Annotated in this window: 13 protein-coding genes; 10 read left to right on the top strand and 3 right to left on the bottom strand. The window is 34.9% G+C overall.

Going from position 1 to position 16,880, the window contains the following annotated elements; genetic code table 11:
- Positions 1 to 25 precede the first annotated feature (25 nt).
- Positions 26 to 772 (top strand): response regulator transcription factor, encoded by a 747-nt coding sequence (locus ABD792_RS14935; protein WP_345007080.1) that lies wholly within the window; start codon positions 26 to 28, stop codon positions 770 to 772.
- A gap of 116 nt (positions 773 to 888) precedes the next feature.
- Positions 889 to 1,734, top strand: a complete 846-nt coding sequence (locus tag ABD792_RS14930) for a T9SS type A sorting domain-containing protein (RefSeq protein ID WP_345007079.1) — start codon at positions 889 to 891, stop codon at positions 1,732 to 1,734.
- 330 nt (positions 1,735 to 2,064) lie between these two features.
- On the opposite strand, the gene ABD792_RS14925 is transcribed toward ABD792_RS14930, so the two are convergent.
- Both ABD792_RS14925 and trkA read right to left on the bottom strand, forming a co-directional pair.
- Positions 2,065 to 3,558 (bottom strand): TrkH family potassium uptake protein, encoded by a 1,494-nt coding sequence (locus ABD792_RS14925; RefSeq protein ID WP_345007078.1) that lies wholly within the window; start codon positions 3,556 to 3,558, stop codon positions 2,065 to 2,067.
- Positions 3,559 to 3,561: 3 nt separating this feature from the next.
- Positions 3,562 to 4,911 carry a Trk system potassium transporter TrkA gene (trkA, locus tag ABD792_RS14920; RefSeq protein WP_345007077.1) on the bottom strand — a complete coding sequence of 450 codons (1,350 nt, stop codon included), beginning with the start codon at positions 4,909 to 4,911 and terminating at the stop codon, positions 3,562 to 3,564.
- A 512-nt stretch (positions 4,912 to 5,423) separates the two neighbouring features.
- On the opposite strand from trkA, the gene ubiE reads away from it, so the two are divergent.
- Positions 5,424 to 6,152: a bifunctional demethylmenaquinone methyltransferase/2-methoxy-6-polyprenyl-1,4-benzoquinol methylase UbiE gene (gene ubiE, locus ABD792_RS14915; RefSeq protein WP_425568176.1), complete on the top strand. Its 729-nt coding sequence runs from the start codon at positions 5,424 to 5,426 to the stop codon at positions 6,150 to 6,152.
- A gap of 3 nt (positions 6,153 to 6,155) precedes the next feature.
- Positions 6,156 to 6,887: a type IX secretion/gliding motility protein PorT/SprT gene (gene porT, locus ABD792_RS14910; protein ID WP_345007075.1), complete on the top strand. Its 732-nt coding sequence runs from the start codon at positions 6,156 to 6,158 to the stop codon at positions 6,885 to 6,887.
- Here the strand turns inward: porT and ABD792_RS14905 are convergent.
- Positions 6,881 to 7,606, bottom strand: coding sequence for a TrmH family RNA methyltransferase (locus ABD792_RS14905; RefSeq protein ID WP_345007074.1), 726 nt, complete (start codon positions 7,604 to 7,606; stop codon positions 6,881 to 6,883). The two genes, porT and ABD792_RS14905, sit on opposite strands and share 7 nt — an antisense overlap.
- Positions 7,607 to 7,825: 219 nt before the next feature.
- Between ABD792_RS14905 and tamL the strand changes: the two genes are divergently transcribed.
- The 6 genes from tamL to ABD792_RS14875 all read left to right on the top strand — a co-directional run bounded on the left by tamL (position 7,826) and on the right by ABD792_RS14875 (position 16,710).
- Entirely contained in the window at positions 7,826 to 10,354 is a 2,529-nt protein-coding gene (gene tamL / locus ABD792_RS14900) for a translocation and assembly module lipoprotein TamL (RefSeq protein WP_345007073.1), read from the top strand.
- Between the two features lie 131 nt (positions 10,355 to 10,485).
- Positions 10,486 to 11,553 carry a class II fructose-bisphosphate aldolase gene (fbaA, locus tag ABD792_RS14895; protein ID WP_345007072.1) on the top strand — a complete coding sequence of 356 codons (1,068 nt, stop codon included), beginning with the start codon at positions 10,486 to 10,488 and terminating at the stop codon, positions 11,551 to 11,553.
- Positions 11,554 to 11,849: 296 nt separating this feature from the next.
- Positions 11,850 to 12,707, top strand: a complete 858-nt coding sequence (accD, locus tag ABD792_RS14890) for an acetyl-CoA carboxylase, carboxyltransferase subunit beta (RefSeq protein ID WP_345007071.1) — start codon at positions 11,850 to 11,852, stop codon at positions 12,705 to 12,707.
- A 132-nt stretch (positions 12,708 to 12,839) separates the two neighbouring features.
- A complete protein-coding gene (rpsO, locus tag ABD792_RS14885) occupies positions 12,840 to 13,109 on the top strand; it encodes a 30S ribosomal protein S15 (RefSeq protein ID WP_345007122.1) in 270 nt (89 codons plus the stop codon).
- Positions 13,110 to 13,280: 171 nt separating this feature from the next.
- The gene (locus ABD792_RS14880) at positions 13,281 to 15,518 is read left to right on the top strand and encodes a polyribonucleotide nucleotidyltransferase (RefSeq protein WP_345007070.1); all 2,238 of its coding nucleotides are present in this window, start codon (positions 13,281 to 13,283) and stop codon (positions 15,516 to 15,518) included.
- A 328-nt stretch (positions 15,519 to 15,846) separates the two neighbouring features.
- Positions 15,847 to 16,710, top strand: a complete 864-nt coding sequence (locus ABD792_RS14875; RefSeq protein WP_027137161.1) for a sigma-70 family RNA polymerase sigma factor — start codon at positions 15,847 to 15,849, stop codon at positions 16,708 to 16,710.
- The last annotated feature ends 170 nt before the right edge of the window (positions 16,711 to 16,880 follow it).

The raw sequence follows: 16,880 nt of genomic DNA, 5'->3' as shown, positions 1-16,880 counted from the left end.
ACCTTAAAAAGACCTTCCTTAATTTATGATCATTCATCAAACCGATTATCTCCAAGTTTATTTTGACGAGTCCAACAATTTAACAATTCAAACTTGGATTAAATCTCCAGAGAATGTTTTCGTTTTTAAACAAGAAATGCTTTTGTTTGTAGCCATACAACAAAAGCATAAAGCCTCTAAAGCTTTATGGTTGCATAAAAACTTCACTTTTATAATGACTGAAAGCACAAAAAAATGGGCCGAACAACATGTGGTTCATCCCTGCTTTGCGACTGGTGTTAAAAAATTTGCTTTCGTTGTTAGCAAAGACGTGTTCTCTCATTTAAGTGTTGTTGAAAGCTTTGACGGATTGAACATCCCCTTGATGCCACGCCATTTTGTATCTAAAAAAGAAGCTATGGATTGGCTTATTAATGACATTAGTCCCTTAAGCAACCAAGAGTACAAGGTTAGTTATGAAGGTGCTGATGATGATGGTAATATACTATTAAAAATAAAAGCTCCTACGGATGCCTCAAATGTACTAAGGTTATTTAAAAAGTTCCAGTCAAACAATACTTTCCATTCAAAGAACCTTATCAAATTTCAATCGTTAACCACAAGGGAAAAGGAAATACTATTAAAATATGCTCACGGGCATAACGCAGATACGATTGCCAAAACACTTAATATTTCTATCTTTACTGTTAGGACACATTGGAGAAATATTAAACAAAAACTAAAAATTAATTCGCTTGTAGACGCTACTAAATTCCTCCATTTTTACCATTAAAAATTACTCAATTTTAGGTATTTCAAAAACCTTAGAGCTTATCTAATTTTGTTTGGTATAATCCCCTAACAATTTTAAGAATGTATTTTTTAATCCCCCAAGTGAAACCATACAAAATGGTAGTTCTAATGTTTTTCATTTCTATTTACAATTCAACAGTTGCCCAAATAGTTTTTCAAGGTTTTGAAGGCTCTGGTTCAGACAATTGGAATTACAGCACCAATATCCCACTTTACAACCTTAATACAGATACAGATGTTTGGGATATTTACTCTGGAGCTTTAGGTAGTCTAGACGGAGCTAGATCTGGCTCATTCTATTTTGCTGGCAGGGACTTGGACAACCCACATTCTGAATCAGAAACAGGTAACTCAAGTCCAGAGCACATCCTTACCTTTGATGCAATCAATATAGGTGGTATTTCGGTTGACTTTAGTTTTTGGTGTAACTTTAAAGGTTATGACTCTTCAGATTATATTTATTACGAATTAGTTTTTGACAATGGTTCAGATTGGTCATCTCCCGATATTCATATAGACATTGACCCCAATCCAGGCCCATCCAATGCAAATTCTTCAGGTGATACTTGGGAAGAATTCACTGTAAACATTCCTACAGGAAATCAGTACGTTAGATTTCGAATAGTAGCTTATCAAAATGGCTCTAGCGATTTCATTGGCTTAGACGACATATCTCTAACTTCTGCCCTACTAAATACTAAAGACAATGAGCTCATTGAGTTAACTTATTACCCAAACCCTTTGGAAGACAAATTGTTTTTTTCAGCAAAAACTGAAATTAATTTTATAACCATTTACAACCATGTAGGCCAGATAATTAGTAAAGAAAACATTAAAACTACTAAAGGCAGCCTAGATACCAGTGAGCTTAAATCGGGTATTTACTTTGCTGAAATAAATTCTGGCAAGAAATTAAAAACGATAAAACTAATTAAGGAATAGTCTTTTCATTATCTAATTACGCCATATCTTTTCTTTCAAAATAGGTTTCAGTAATTACTAAAAACTTTGACTTAACATGAGTACAATTCCTTTCTTAAGTTTTAGTTTCTAGTTATTCTTTAGCGAATTATATCTTACCATATTTAACACCTTAGTCATCTATAATTTCAAAGTTTAAAATGAAACGAATATTAAACAGACAAGCAGGCGATTACTCCCCTATCGACAACAAGGAGATTAATCATCTATCCTAAACACAAGTTACTTATAATCAAGTGATTAAACAAAAAACCATTACATTATACAATAAAAAGACTGAAAATGAACATTTTATCTATTTCTCCAAAAGAACGGTGTAAATAAAATAAGTACCGTAAAGAGTTCTAAACGTCCTATAAGCATTAAAAAGGAAGCCCACCATTGCGCCAAAGGTGGTAATGCAGCATAATTGTTAACAGGTCCAAAATCCCCCAGAGCAGGCCCCACATTTCCTAAACTAGAGGCAGCCAGTCCTACAGACGATTTAAAATCTATTTGAAACATTGAAAAGACCAAAGCTCCTACAATAAACGAGAGCATATATAAAATGAAAAAGGCCAAAATATTAAAAACAATATCTCCCGAAATAGCTTTAGTATTGTAGCGAACTGGTAAAATAGCATTAGGGTGTAATGTTCTCTTAAACTCCATAAAGCCATTTTTAATCATAATTAAATGTCTTACCACTTTTACACCTCCTGAAGTACTACCGGCAGACCCTCCCAAAAACATAAGACCAAAAAAGAATACAACCAAAAAAGGTGTCCACATAGTAAAATCGGCTGTAATAAATCCAGTAGTAGTAATAACGGTCAACACTTGAAACAACGCATGCCTAAACGCACTCTCTCCAGCTCCCCATACCATAGGATGTTCAACAGACGATACAGAAACATCTGCCCTAAAATAAATAATCACAGCTGCAATGGCGGTAAATATCAGAATAAATTTAAAATACAGTTTAAACTCTTCATCCTTAATCACTTTTTGTACCCTTCCCTTAAAGGCAAAATAACTCAAAACAAAGTTTGCCCCTGCCAAGAACATAAACAGGATGATAATATACTGAATTATAGGCTGCCCATTCCAGTGTGCTATACTTGCATTCTTTGTAGAGAAACCTCCTGTAGATAAAGTTGCCATAGAATGATTGATCGCATCGAAAAAAGACATTCCTGCTAGCTTAAGCAATACCGTTTCAGCTGCAGTATAGCCAAAGTAAATCAACCAAAGTCGCTTTGCTGTATCTGTAATTCTCGGGTGCAATTTATCGGCACTAGGTCCAGGAGCTTCTGCTGCAAAAAGCTGCATACCTCCAATTCCCAAAAGTGGCAATATGGCTATAGCCAAAACGATAATCCCCATACCACCTATCCAATGCGTTAAGCTTCTCCAGAACAATACGCCTTTAGGCACAGCTTCAATATCGTTTAAAATGGTTGCACCGGTAGTTGTATATCCAGAAATAGTTTCAAAAAAAGCGCTGGTAAAACTTGTGATACTTTCGGTAAAAACATAAGGTAGTGCTCCAGATAGGGCCATGATAACCCAACCAAAGGTTACAACAATATAACCTTCTCTTTTATTCATTTCCTTTTTGTGCTCTCTTGTAAAAAACATAGCTAAAGCCCCAACTACAAGCGTTACAACACCTGCTAAAAATATTTGGAACGTAACACCGTCTTCACAAAGCATACTTACAAGGGATGCCAATAACATAAACCCTCCATTGAATAAAAGCAGCAAGCCTAAAAAATGAAAAATGATTTTGTAATTAAGTTTCATATACTAGCGGAATAATTTTTCTACTCCTTTAATGGACTGAAGTAAACTGCAAACCACTACACGATCGCCTTCTTGAATCTTAAAATCTCCTAATGCTATAACCCCCAAGCCATTCCTAATAACGCCTCCTATAATTGCTGAACGTGGAAAATCGACATTTTTAATGACTTTATTACAAATAGCCGATGTAGCCTTAACTTCAAACTCCAACAATTCAGCATTCATGTTGCTAAGCTTAGTCATGGCCACAACTTCTCCCTTTCGTATATACCTAAAAATATTATTGGCCGCGAGTAATTTTTTATTAATTAACGTCTCGATTCCTACCGAATGGGACAGCTCAAAATAATCCATGTTTTCAACAAGGGCTATTGTTTTTTTCACGCCTTTGGATTTAGCCACCAAACAGGACATGATATTGGTTTCAGAATTTGCAGCAACCGCTATAAAAGCGTCCATTTCACTTATATTTTCTTCTTCAAGCAAATCTACATTACGTCCATCGCTATGAATAACCAAAACATGAGGCAACATATCTGCTATGTCGAATGCACGTTCTTTATTTTCTTCCAGTATTTTTACATTAAACCCTTTTTCACTTAAATCCCTAGCAGCTTTAAATCCAATTTTGGTTCCGCCTAGAATCATTACATCCTTAATCTCCCGATTTGTCTTTCCTGTAAGCCTACAAAGTTCTTCTGCACCACCTTCAGAGGTTATAAACACCACATTATCACCTCTTTTAAATTTGGTATCCCCACGAGGAATAATAGTATACTGTGTTCCAAAACGTTGAATTGCTATAGGTACAAAATGTATTTCGGGGAATATAGCCGCAGCTTCCTTTACTGTTTTCCCTACAAATGATGCAGATCTGGACAAATTTAAACCAACCATCGTTAGAGCTCCTTCTTCAAACTCATAAGTATCATTAAAAGAAGATTGTTTTAATGACAACTCTATTTCGGAAGCAGCCAAAGATTCTGGTGAAATTAGTTCGTCTATTCCAAATTTAGTAAATCCAACTTCGTCTTTGTGATTTATAAACTCGGTATTCGAAATTCTGGCAATCGTTTTCTTAGACCCTAATCGCTTTGCTAGAGCACAAGCCGTAATATTGGTAGTTTCACTGGATGTTACCGCTATAAACAAATCATTGTTATCAACACGGGCTTCTTTTAAAATAGCTATCGATGTAGCATCTCCTCTAATTACTTTAATATCTAAATGAGCATCGGCATAAGCCAAACTTTCTTTATTGGTATCTATTAATGTAATCTCTTGTGACTCGTAGGACAATAATTTTGCTAAATGAAATCCAACTTCACCAGCCCCAGCAATAATTATTTTCACTCGTTTAGGTTTTTGTAATTGTGCATAACTTAATAAAATAGAGAATACGTAACTGCTACGTTCTCACATTATAATTTTAAACGTAGATATCTAAAATTTTTGATTTAAATTGTCAAACTGCACTCAATATGACATTAAGACTACATTATTAGACATCAATGCTACTTTTGTAATTTATTAACGCCTTTCTATTTGCGTTTTATCATAAAAAACAGGACAAATATAGTATAAAAATACATATCTCCTCTTCTTATCGTAACGCAATGCGGCATTTACAATAAAGATACGATCCTTTAAAATTATTAATTTTAACTTAACGGTTCCTTTACTTGATAATCGAGATTGAAAGCCCTAAATCACGTCTCAAAATCAAAATATTTTTTCTTACAAGTGCCTCGTAGACATATCTAGAGGTTGTTTACTTTAAAAATACAATAACAGAATCTTTATTTTGCCAATTCCTAAATATTTTAAATTAAAAATAAATATGTACGTTTGTCAAAAAAATAATTTTGTCTAAAGTAAAACCTTATAAAGATAGTACACTAGGAAAAAAAGAACAAGTCACCAAAATGTTCGACACCATTTCTAGTGATTACGACGGCCTTAATCGTGTTATTTCATTTGGAATAGATATAAAATGGCGAAAAAAAGTTGTTAATATCGTAAAAGAAAAACAGCCCGATTCCATTCTGGACATAGCCACCGGCACCGGAGACTTAGCTATTAACCTAACTGCCACCAATGCCTCTAAAATTATAGGGTTAGACATAAGCAGTGGGATGCTGGAAATTGGCAAAGAAAAAATTAAAAGAAAATCACTTGAAAATAAAATAGAGCTTGTATTGGGAGACTCCGAAAACATGCCTTTTGAAGACAATACTTTTGATGCTATAACAGTTGCTTTTGGTATTAGGAACTTTGAGACTCTAGAAAATGGGTTAAAAGAAATCCTAAGAGTTTTAAAACCTAATGGTCAATTTGTAATTTTAGAAACCTCGGTACCAACTAAGTTCCCGTACAAACAGGGTTATAACATATACACCAAATATATTTTACCAGTTATAGGAAAGCTTTTTTCTAAAGACAAAAGTGCTTATAAGTACTTAAGTGAGTCGGCATCCGTTTTTCCATATGGTGAAGCCCTGAACAATATTTTACGCAAAATCGGGTTTATTAGTGTTGAAGATTTTCCACAAACTATGGGGGTGGCAACAATTTATGTAGCATCTAAGCAATAACGTATGAAAAACCTTTTTATCTTATTAATTTCGTTTGTATTCATTAACCAAACCTCCCATGCGCAACTATTCACCAAAAAAAAGGTGACTTACGATGCCAATCAAGGGAGGCGGTCTACAGATAACGATCTTTTAAGATGGGGGTATTTTTTAGGTTTTAACAGCTACGATTTTAACTTTGATTACAATCAAGATTTAAGGGATATTTATGTAAAACGTAGCCCAGGATTTAACGTAGGCCTCATTGGCAATTTACGCGTTAATAACTACATCGATTTACGCATTGAACCAGGCCTTTTAATTACAGCTCGAGAATTACATTACAGCGCAACTTACTTTCAAGGCACCAACTATAAAGATTCTGATTTATTTCGCGAGGTAAAATCGACCTATATTCATGTTCCGTTATTGGTAAAATTCTCCACAAAACGCATTAATAATTTTAAACCCTTTATTGTTGGTGGATTTTCGACCGCCATAAATTTGGCCAGTAATCAAGACAACCCAAACGATAATAGTAATGGCCAATTTAGGACTAAAAAGAACATGTTATTTTATGAGCTAGGTTTTGGCATAGATTTTTACTTATATAATTTCAAATTTACACCATCCATACGCGGTGTTTTTGCCATTAATGATGAGTTGGTAAGGGACAAAGATCCAAACAGTCCATGGACCAGCAATATATACACTATGAAAACAAGAGGTGTTTTTATTAATTTCACCTTTCAATAAACACGACGTTTAAATTCACTAAGCAATATAGCTGTAGCAGTTGCTACGTTTAAACTTTCGGTAGCCTGTAAGTCTCCAAAACGCGGAATTGAAATTTTATCGGTTAGAGCAGCTTCAACTGGCTTCGATATACCATTAGCCTCATTTCCCATGACTAAAATACCTGCATCTGGTAAAGACTTGGTGTAAACAACTTCGCCATCCATAAAAGCTCCATAAACAGGTAAACCATGCTGTTTTAAAAACCCGTCCAATTCAACGTAACTTATATTAACACGGGTTATAGACCCCATGGTTGCTTGAACGACCTTAGGATTGTAACAGTCTACCGTTTCCTTACTACAAACTAGTTCGCCAACACCAAACCAATCACAAAGTCTTATGATAGTCCCCAAGTTCCCAGGATCTCGAACTGCATCAAGTGCTACAATGAGTTTATTAGTCTTTATAGGTTTTGGTTTTGGAATCTTAAAAACAGCCAATGCTTTATTGGGGGTAGTTAAAAAACTAATACGTTTTAATTCGTTTTCAGAAATAATGATTTCATCTTTGGCATCAATATTGAATGACTCTGTGGTATATAAAGTTTGAAGCTCCAAATTGGAATCCAGCAATTCTTTTATTGTCTTTATACCCTCAACAACAAAAAAACCTTGCTGATACCTATATTTTTTTTGCTTTAAACGCGTTATTGATTTTATCTGATTTTTTGAAAGCATAATAGATTCTTAATGTGCCTTTTTAATTGCATAAAGAAAATAAAAAATAATGACAGGCATTATGCCTAACTAAATATTTAAATCACAAATTGTGATAATTATATGAATAACACATGAAATAATGTATTTTTGAATCCATTGAAAAGGAGGCTTTTTAGAACATCCTTTTCTATAGAGCCCCCAAGCTAAAGCACGTAACTTGATTAATTGTCATTTCATTTGAAACAGCAACTTTTTAAAATACTTATACTTATTATAATTACAGGGTTCTTATTTTCTTGTAATGCAGTAAAGCGAGTTCCTGAAAACGAGTTCCTGCTTACCGATACGTCTATAGAAGTTAACGACAAAAAAGACAACACTGAAACACTAAGCAATTTATTACATCAAGAACCCAATAAAAAAATATTAGGTTTCCCATTACGTTTACACTTATATAATACAGCGCGTCCCAATATTGATTCTATTATTGATGCCAGCATTAATAAAAACCCGAAACGTAAGAGCAGGTATGAAAAATTTCTTTCCAAAAAGCAACTAGAACGTTACAAATCATCTCGTAAAAATTTTAACAACTGGATAAAGAAGACGGGGGAAGCACCTGTGATTGTAGATAAAAACAAAACCGAAAAGTCTGTTAAACGCCTTCATGATTACTATATCAACAATGGTTGGTTTGACGTAAAAGCATCTTCTACTACTAATAAAAAAGAAAACAATCGTGCAACCATCGATTACCACATTAAAACCGGAACACCATTTGTTCTTGACAGTATTTCCCAAAAGATAGCATCACCAGTAATCGATTCTTTATACACTTTCATAAAAAAGAACTCTTTACTAATACCAAAAGAACAGTACAAAACTGAAAATTTTGAACTAGAGCGCGAACGCATTACAAATGATTTACGCAATTCAGGCCTATACCACTTTAACCAAGATTATATAGGCTTTGAAATAGACACCATAGGCACTAATAAAAAAGTAAATGTTGATATTCAAATTCAAAATAGAGCCATACGCACACAAGATTCCATTAAGCATCTTCCATTTCAAATTTATAAAGTTAGAGATGTAAAAATTATTACGGATTATAGTTTTGCAAAGGAAGGACAGGCTTTTCAAGACTCTGTTTTTTTCAATGGTTACAGCATATACAGTTACGATAAAATACGTTATCGCCCTAAAGCCCTAACAGATGCTGTATTTATATCCCCAAATAGTATCTTTAAGGACATAGACAGAACGCGAACATATAGGCACTTAAGCGAATTACGTTCTTTTAAATATCCTGATATAAAATACGACTCAATACCCGGTGTAAAAAACCAACTGGCTACAAGCATTAAATTAACACCTTTAAAAAAATTCAGTTTAAGTTTTGACACGGATATTTCCCAAAGTAACATACAAACTATTGGTCTTGCGTTAAACCCGAGCCTTCTAATTAGAAATATTTTTAGAGGTGCAGAAACATTCGAAATCTCTGCCATTGGATCTATTGGTTCATCTAAAGATGAGAACAACCCTGACGATCCGTTTTTTGACATTAATGAAGTTGGTGTGGACTTAAAACTTACTATCCCTAGGTTGTTTTCACCATTTAACACCGACAGAATCATTCCCAAACACATGTCACCAAGTACCAGAATTAGTTTATCTGCCTCGGGACAAACCAACATAGGTTTGGACAAACAAGCCTTTAGTGGCACGTTTAATTACAATTGGCGCCCATCTAGCAAAACAACCAACCGACTTGATTTGTTTAACGCCCAATACGTTCGTAACCTAAATGTTGACAATTATTTTGATGTCTATAAAAACTCATATACCACTCTTAACTCCATATCAAAATCGTTAAACTATAATAATGGAGAAAATTTGGAACGCCCAGATCAAACTGATGCTTTTATAAATGATGTATTAAACGATAATACGTCTTTAAATTCGGACGATGATGATTACAAACTGGTGTCTGCCATCAACGAACGTAAAAACAGACTAACCGAAAACAACCTTATACTCTCGTCTAGTTTTGGTTTGATTAGGGACGACCGCACTAATCTGTTTGATGAAGATTTCTCCATATTCAGGTTTAAGTTAGAATCGGCGGGTAATTTACTGGCAAATGCCTCTAAACTTTTTGGTCTTAAAAAAAACAGTGATGACCGTTACGAACTATTTAATGTAGCTTATTCTCAATATATCAAAACAGAACTAGAATATATTAAACACTGGGACTTAGGAAAAAAGAACGTGTTGGCCATACGTAGTTTTTTTGGCATTGCCATACCTTATGGAAATTCCACTAATATACCTTTTTCAAAAAGTTTCTTTGCAGGTGGATCTAACGACAACCGTGCTTGGACAGCCTATAGCTTAGGGCCCGGAAGCTCTGAAACAACCAATGAATTTAATGAAGCAAACTTAAAGTTAGCTTTAAGCGTCGAACAACGCTTTAACATATTCGAGAACTTGAATGGTGCTATTTTTGTTGACGCTGGCAACATTTGGAATGTTTTAGATGAAATAGACGATGAGCGCGCTACCTTTACAGATTTTAACTCTCTGAGAGATACAGCCGTTGGCTCTGGTTTTGGATTACGATACGACTTTAGCTTTTTTGTTTTTCGTTTTGATGTTGGCTTTAAAACTTACGACCCTTCCTATAACACAACAAACCGTTGGTTTAAAGATTATAATTTCTCAAATGCTGTATACAACATAGGTATAAACTATCCTTTTTAAAATTTATTCGTTTATCCAAACTATAACGTTTTAGTTTCTTTTTATGAGTTTCAAGGTGCTAAACCACACCTATTTATTTAAAAATTGATTACTTTTGGTGCTCATAAATAATTAATCAACATATTTAAAAAATGGGACATAATATTAAACCCGGCGTTGCTACAGGAAAAGAAGTTCAAGCAATTTTTAAACTAGCTAAAGAAAAAGGCTTTGCTTTACCTGCTGTTAATGTTATTGGGTCAGATACTATTAACGGTGTATTAGAAACAGCTGCAGCATTAAATGCACCTGTAATCATTCAATTTTCTAATGGAGGCGCACAGTTTAATGCAGGAAAAGGATTAAGCAATGAAGGACAAAAGGCTGCCATTGCTGGTGCTGTAGCTGGAGCAAAACACGTTCACACATTGTCTGAAGCTTATGGTGTTCCCGTAATTTTACATACAGATCACTGTGCAAAAAAACTATTACCTTGGATAGATGGTTTATTGGATGCCAGTGAAAAGCATTTTGCTGAAACAGGAAAGTCTCTTTTTAGCTCACATATGATAGATCTTTCTGAAGAACCAATTGAAGAGAATATTGAAATATGTAAGCAGTATTTAGAGCGCATGAGCAAAATGGGCATGACACTAGAAATAGAGCTTGGTATAACAGGAGGAGAAGAAGATGGTGTAGACAATACCGATGTTGATGATTCTAAATTATATACCCAACCAGAAGAGGTTGCCTATGCTTATGAAGAATTAAGTAAAGTAAGTGACCAATTTACCATTGCTGCTGCATTTGGAAATGTTCACGGTGTATACAAACCAGGAAATGTTAAACTAACCCCAAAGATCTTAAAAAATTCTCAAGAATATATCTCTGAGAAATATAACGTTCCACACAATACTATAGACTTTGTATTCCACGGAGGTTCTGGTTCTACGCTTGAAGAAATTCGTGAAGGCATAAGCTATGGTGTAATTAAAATGAACATCGATACCGATTTACAATATGCATTTATGACCGGTATTCGTGATTATATGGGTGACAAGGCAGAATACTTAAAAGGACAAATAGGAAACCCAGAAGGTGACGATGTGCCTAATAAAAAATATTACGATCCACGCGTATGGTTACGTGAAGGAGAAAAAACATTTGTAGAACGTTTGAAAAAGGCTTTTGAAGACCTTAACAACGTAAACACATTGTAAGATACTATATTTTAAAAATGAAAAAATCCTGTTAAACGCAGGATTTTTTCATTTTTAAAATAGTACTGAAAAGCATTTCTTACTAAAACACCATTTTCGCCAAAAAGTTATATAGGTGTAACCTCAAATTAAAATAAAGCTTTAATTTTGTCTTTCGGCTTTGGGGACTCATTCAATAAACAAAAGATACGAACCAATAGCTTCGATACTCGCTTACCTTAATTTGGTAAGCCAACAGAATAACACGAGTTGAGATTAAAAAATCTTGAACTGTAAATCTAAAATTATAAATCAGTATGTCTTGGTTTAAAAGAAAAACAAAAGGGATTACCACCTCTACAGAGGAAAAAAAAGACACTCCAAAAGGACTGTGGTATAAATCACCAACTGGAAAAATTGTTGATGCTGAAGAGCTTGAAAAAAATTTCTATGTAAGTCCTGAGGATGGTTACCACGTACGTATAGGCAGTAAAGAATATTTTGAAATACTCTTTGATGACAATAAATTTAAAGAATTGGATACCGATTTAGAATCTAAGGATCCTTTAAAATTTGTTGACACCAAAAATTACCCAGACCGTTTAAAAACTGCGCAAACTAAAACCAATTTAAAAGATGCCGTTCGTACCGCAGTTGGCAAATCTAAGGGCAAAGATTTAGTTGTTGCTTGTATGGATTTTAGCTTTATTGGAGGATCCATGGGTAGTGTTGTGGGTGAGAAAATTGCACGTGCCGCCGATTACTCATTAAAAAAGAACATTCCTTTAATGATTATTTCAAAATCTGGAGGAGCAAGAATGATGGAAGCTGCCCTATCATTAATGCAACTAGCCAAAACATCGGTAAAATTGGCACAGTTGGCAGAAGCCGGCATACCATATATTTCTTTATGTACAGATCCAACAACCGGAGGAACTACTGCTTCATTTGCTATGCTAGGTGACATTAACATTAGCGAACCAGGAGCTTTAATAGGTTTTGCAGGACCTCGTATAGTAAGAGACACTACAGGTAAAGAATTACCTGAAGGCTTTCAAACTTCAGAATTTTTGCTAGAACACGGCTTTCTTGATTTTATTACACAACGTAAAGAGCTAAAAAATAAAGTAAATCAATATATTGACTTAATTACGAATCAACCGCTTAGAGCATAAATTAAAAGTCTCCATTAAGACACTTTTTCTTTTCAATAGATTATTCATTATGTAAGTCGTTAAAAATTACTATATTTGCCGCTCGAAAGACAAGCTTTCGTATACATAAAAATCATTTATAATAATATTAGCATGTATTTAACTAAAGAAGTAAAAGAAGAAATCTTCACAAAACACGGTAAAGGAAAGAACGATACGGGTTCTGCTGAAGGTCAAATTGCATTGTTCACTCACAGAATCAACCACTTAACCGAGCACTTAAAAAATAATCGTAAAGATTTCAACACTGAGCGTTCGTTAGTAAAATTGGTAGGTAAACGTCGTGCATTGTTGGATTACTTAACCAAAAAGGATATCTTGAGATATCGTGCAATAGTAAAAGAACTAGGATTAAGAAAATAATCACATCACAAAAAGCCACGTTTTAAAACGTGGTTTTTTGTTTAAAGCAACCACTCGTAAGCGGAGAGTTTAAACGCGCTAAATAAGAAGCTAATTACAGTTTTTCATTGGTCACACAACAACTACACACAACAACACAACGACCATTGTTTAATTAGAATTAAAAAATTTATGATTCCAAAAGTTTTTAAAGAGGTCATAGACCTAGGTGACGGTAGAGAAATCTCTATTGAAACTGGAAAATTAGCAAAACAAGCGCATGGTAGCGTTGTAGTGCAATCTGGAAACTGTATGTTATTATGTACGGTAGTTTCCAATTACAAATCGGCAGATGTAGACTTTTTACCACTGACAGTAGATTACCGCGAAAAATTTGCTGCAGCTGGACGTTATCCCGGAGGATTCTTTAAGAGAGAAGCAAGACCTAGTGATGGTGAAGTTTTAACCATGCGTTTAGTAGACCGTGTATTACGTCCTCTATTCCCTAAGGATTATCACAGTGAGACACAAGTGATGATTCAGTTAATGTCACATGATGAAAATGTAATGCCTGATGCCATGGCTGGTTTAGCAGCTTCAGCAGCCATCCAATTATCCGATTTTCCATTTGAATGCCCAATATCTGAAGTAAGAGTTGGTCGTGTTAATGGTGAATTTATCATTAACCCATCATTAAAACAATTAGAAGAATCTGACATCGATATGGTTATTGGTGCATCTGCAGATTCCGTAATGATGGTAGAAGGGGAAATGAATGAGATTTCTGAAGAAGAAATGACAGAAGCTATAAAATTTGCACACGAAGCTATTAAAGTACAGTGTGAAGCACAAATTAAATTAGCAGAAGCATTTGGAAAAAAAGAAACTCGAGAATATGAACCAGAACGTGAAGACGAAGATTTAGCAAAAAAAATACACGATATGGCATACGAGAAAGTATATGCCGTAGCTAAAGCTGGTTCTTCAAAACAAGAAAGAGGGGCTGCCTTTGCTGAAATTAAAGAAGATATCATAGCTTCTTTTTCCGAAGAAGAACAAGAAGATTTTGGCGACTTAATTTCTAAATATTACAGCAAAGCTGAAAAGAATGCTGTCAGGGATTTAACTCTAAATGAAGGTTTACGCTTAGACGGACGTAAAACCACTGATATAAGACCTATTTGGTGTGAAATTGATTATTTACCATCTACACATGGGTCGTCAATCTTTACCCGCGGGGAAACGCAAGCGTTAGCGACCGTTACTTTAGGTACTTCTAGAGAAGCAAACCAAATAGATATGCCCTCTTATGAAGGAGAAGAGCGTTTCTATCTGCACTATAACTTCCCTCCTTTTTCAACAGGGGAAGCAAGACCAATTCGTGGCACATCACGTCGCGAAGTAGGTCATGGTAATTTAGCTCAACGTGCCTTAAAAGGTATGGTTCCTGAAGACTGTCCATATACGGTTCGCGTTGTATCAGAAATTTTAGAGTCTAATGGTTCGTCTTCAATGGCAACCGTATGTGCTGGAACCATGGCTATGATGGATGCTGGTATACAATTAAAGAAACCTGTTTCGGGTATTGCCATGGGGTTAATCACTGAAATTGAAACAGGAAAATACGCTGTTCTTTCTGATATTTTAGGTGACGAAGATCACTTAGGCGATATGGACTTTAAAGTGACCGGTACTGCCGATGGCATCACTGCTTGTCAAATGGACATTAAAGTAAAAGGATTGTCTTATGAAATTCTGGTAAATGCTTTAAAACAAGCGCGTGATGGCCGCTTACATATCTTAGAAAAAATAACAGATACTATTTCAGTGCCAAATGCTGAGGTAAAATCGCATGCTCCTAAAATGGTAACGTCAATATTACCTAATGAACTTATTGGAGCCTTTATTGGCCCTGGAGGAAAAGTAATTCAGGAGTTACAAAAAGAGACCAATACTACTATTGTTATTAATGAAGATCCTGTAACCGAAGAGGGTATTGTTGAAATTTTGGGCACCGATCAAGAAGGTATTGATGCTGTTCTAGCTAAGATCGAATCTCTGAAATTTAAACCTGAAGTTGGTAGCGTTTATGAAGTAAAAGTTATTAAAATGCTTGACTTTGGTGCTGTTGTTGAATACACAGAAGCACCTGGAAACGAAGTCTTATTACATGTTAGCGAACTTGCTTGGGAACGCACTGAAAATGTAAGTGATGTTGTGAACATGGGAGATGTTTTTGACGTGAAGTATTTTGGCATTGATCCAAAAACACGCAAAGAGAAAGTATCCCGTAAAGCGATTTTACCAAAGCCAGAAGGTTGGCAACCAAGACCTCCAAGAGACAACAATCGTGGCGGACGAGACAATCGTGGTAGGGACAACCGAAACCGTGATAACCGTCGCGACAACAGAAATAAAAAAGAAGATTAATTCTATTGTTCTGTACTTGATAAACCAAAAAGCCTACCATTTATAACGGTAGGCTTTTGCTTTTAACAAATTTTACAGCAGTCCTCTTCAATTTATATCCAGGTACAGTCCAATCCAACACTTCTAAGATAACCAATAAAACATCACATTGCTTAATTCATGTAACATGCTAAAACATGTTTATTCAATTCAATCCTTTATAAAAATGTTAAATAAATCATAACCTTCACAAAATTATCACCCACTTTGTAACATTTACCCTCTTATATACGTATAACCAAAGAAAGCATTATTTACCCCATAATTTACGGGAGAACATTAAAATTAAATGAGACAACTTAAAATTACAAAGCAGGTTACCAATAGAGAGACTGCTTCGTTAGACAAATATCTTCAGGAAATAGGCAAAGTTGACCTAATTACGGCAGATGAAGAGGTGGAATTGGCACAACGTATTAAAGCAGGCGATCAAGTTGCTTTAGAAAAATTAACAAAAGCTAATTTACGTTTCGTTGTATCCGTTGCCAAACAATATCAAAACCAGGGTTTAACATTACCCGATCTAATTAATGAAGGCAATTTAGGCTTAATTAAAGCTGCGCAGCGTTTTGACGAAACCCGTGGTTTTAAATTTATATCATATGCCGTTTGGTGGATTCGTCAGTCCATTCTTCAAGCTTTAGCTGAGCAATCCCGTATTGTACGTTTGCCCCTAAACAAAATTGGATCCATTAATAAAATAAACAAAACCTTTGCTTTTCTTGAGCAAAGTCACGAGCGCCCACCTAGTGCTGAAGAAATAGCTAAAGAATTAGACATGACCATTAACGATGTTAAGGAATCCATGAAAAACTCTGGTCGCCATGTAAGTATGGATGCTCCTTTGGTTGAAGGTGAAGACTCTAATTTATATGATGTCCTTAACAGTGGTGAGTCTCCAAATCCAGATAAAGAATTATTGCACGAATCTTTACGAACAGAAATTGAGCGTGCCCTTGAAACGTTAACACCGCGAGAAGCAGATGTTATTCGTTTATACTTTGGTTTAGGTAATCAACACCCAATGACGCTTGAAGAAATTGGAGAAACTTTCGACCTAACCCGTGAACGTGTTCGCCAGATTAAAGAAAAGGCCATTAGAAGACTTAAACACACTTCAAGAAGTAAAATATTAAAAACATATTTAGGTTAGTAATTTCAATAAATTACGACTAAATTAAGGCAACAAACAGTTAAACATAACTGTTCGTTTTTTGATTGATGAAAGAACCCCCGGCTGATTACCGGGGGTTTGTTTTTTAATGATTTCACAAAATTCTTTTTATTCATTAGCTAACGCCTATTAACTTATTATCTATCTTT

It is taken from the genome of Snuella lapsa (assembly GCF_039539345.1).
GTDB classification, from domain to species: domain Bacteria; phylum Bacteroidota; class Bacteroidia; order Flavobacteriales; family Flavobacteriaceae; genus Snuella; species Snuella lapsa.
The sequence above is the reverse complement of the archived record's forward strand: the minus strand, read 5'-3'. Positions and strand labels throughout refer to the sequence as shown.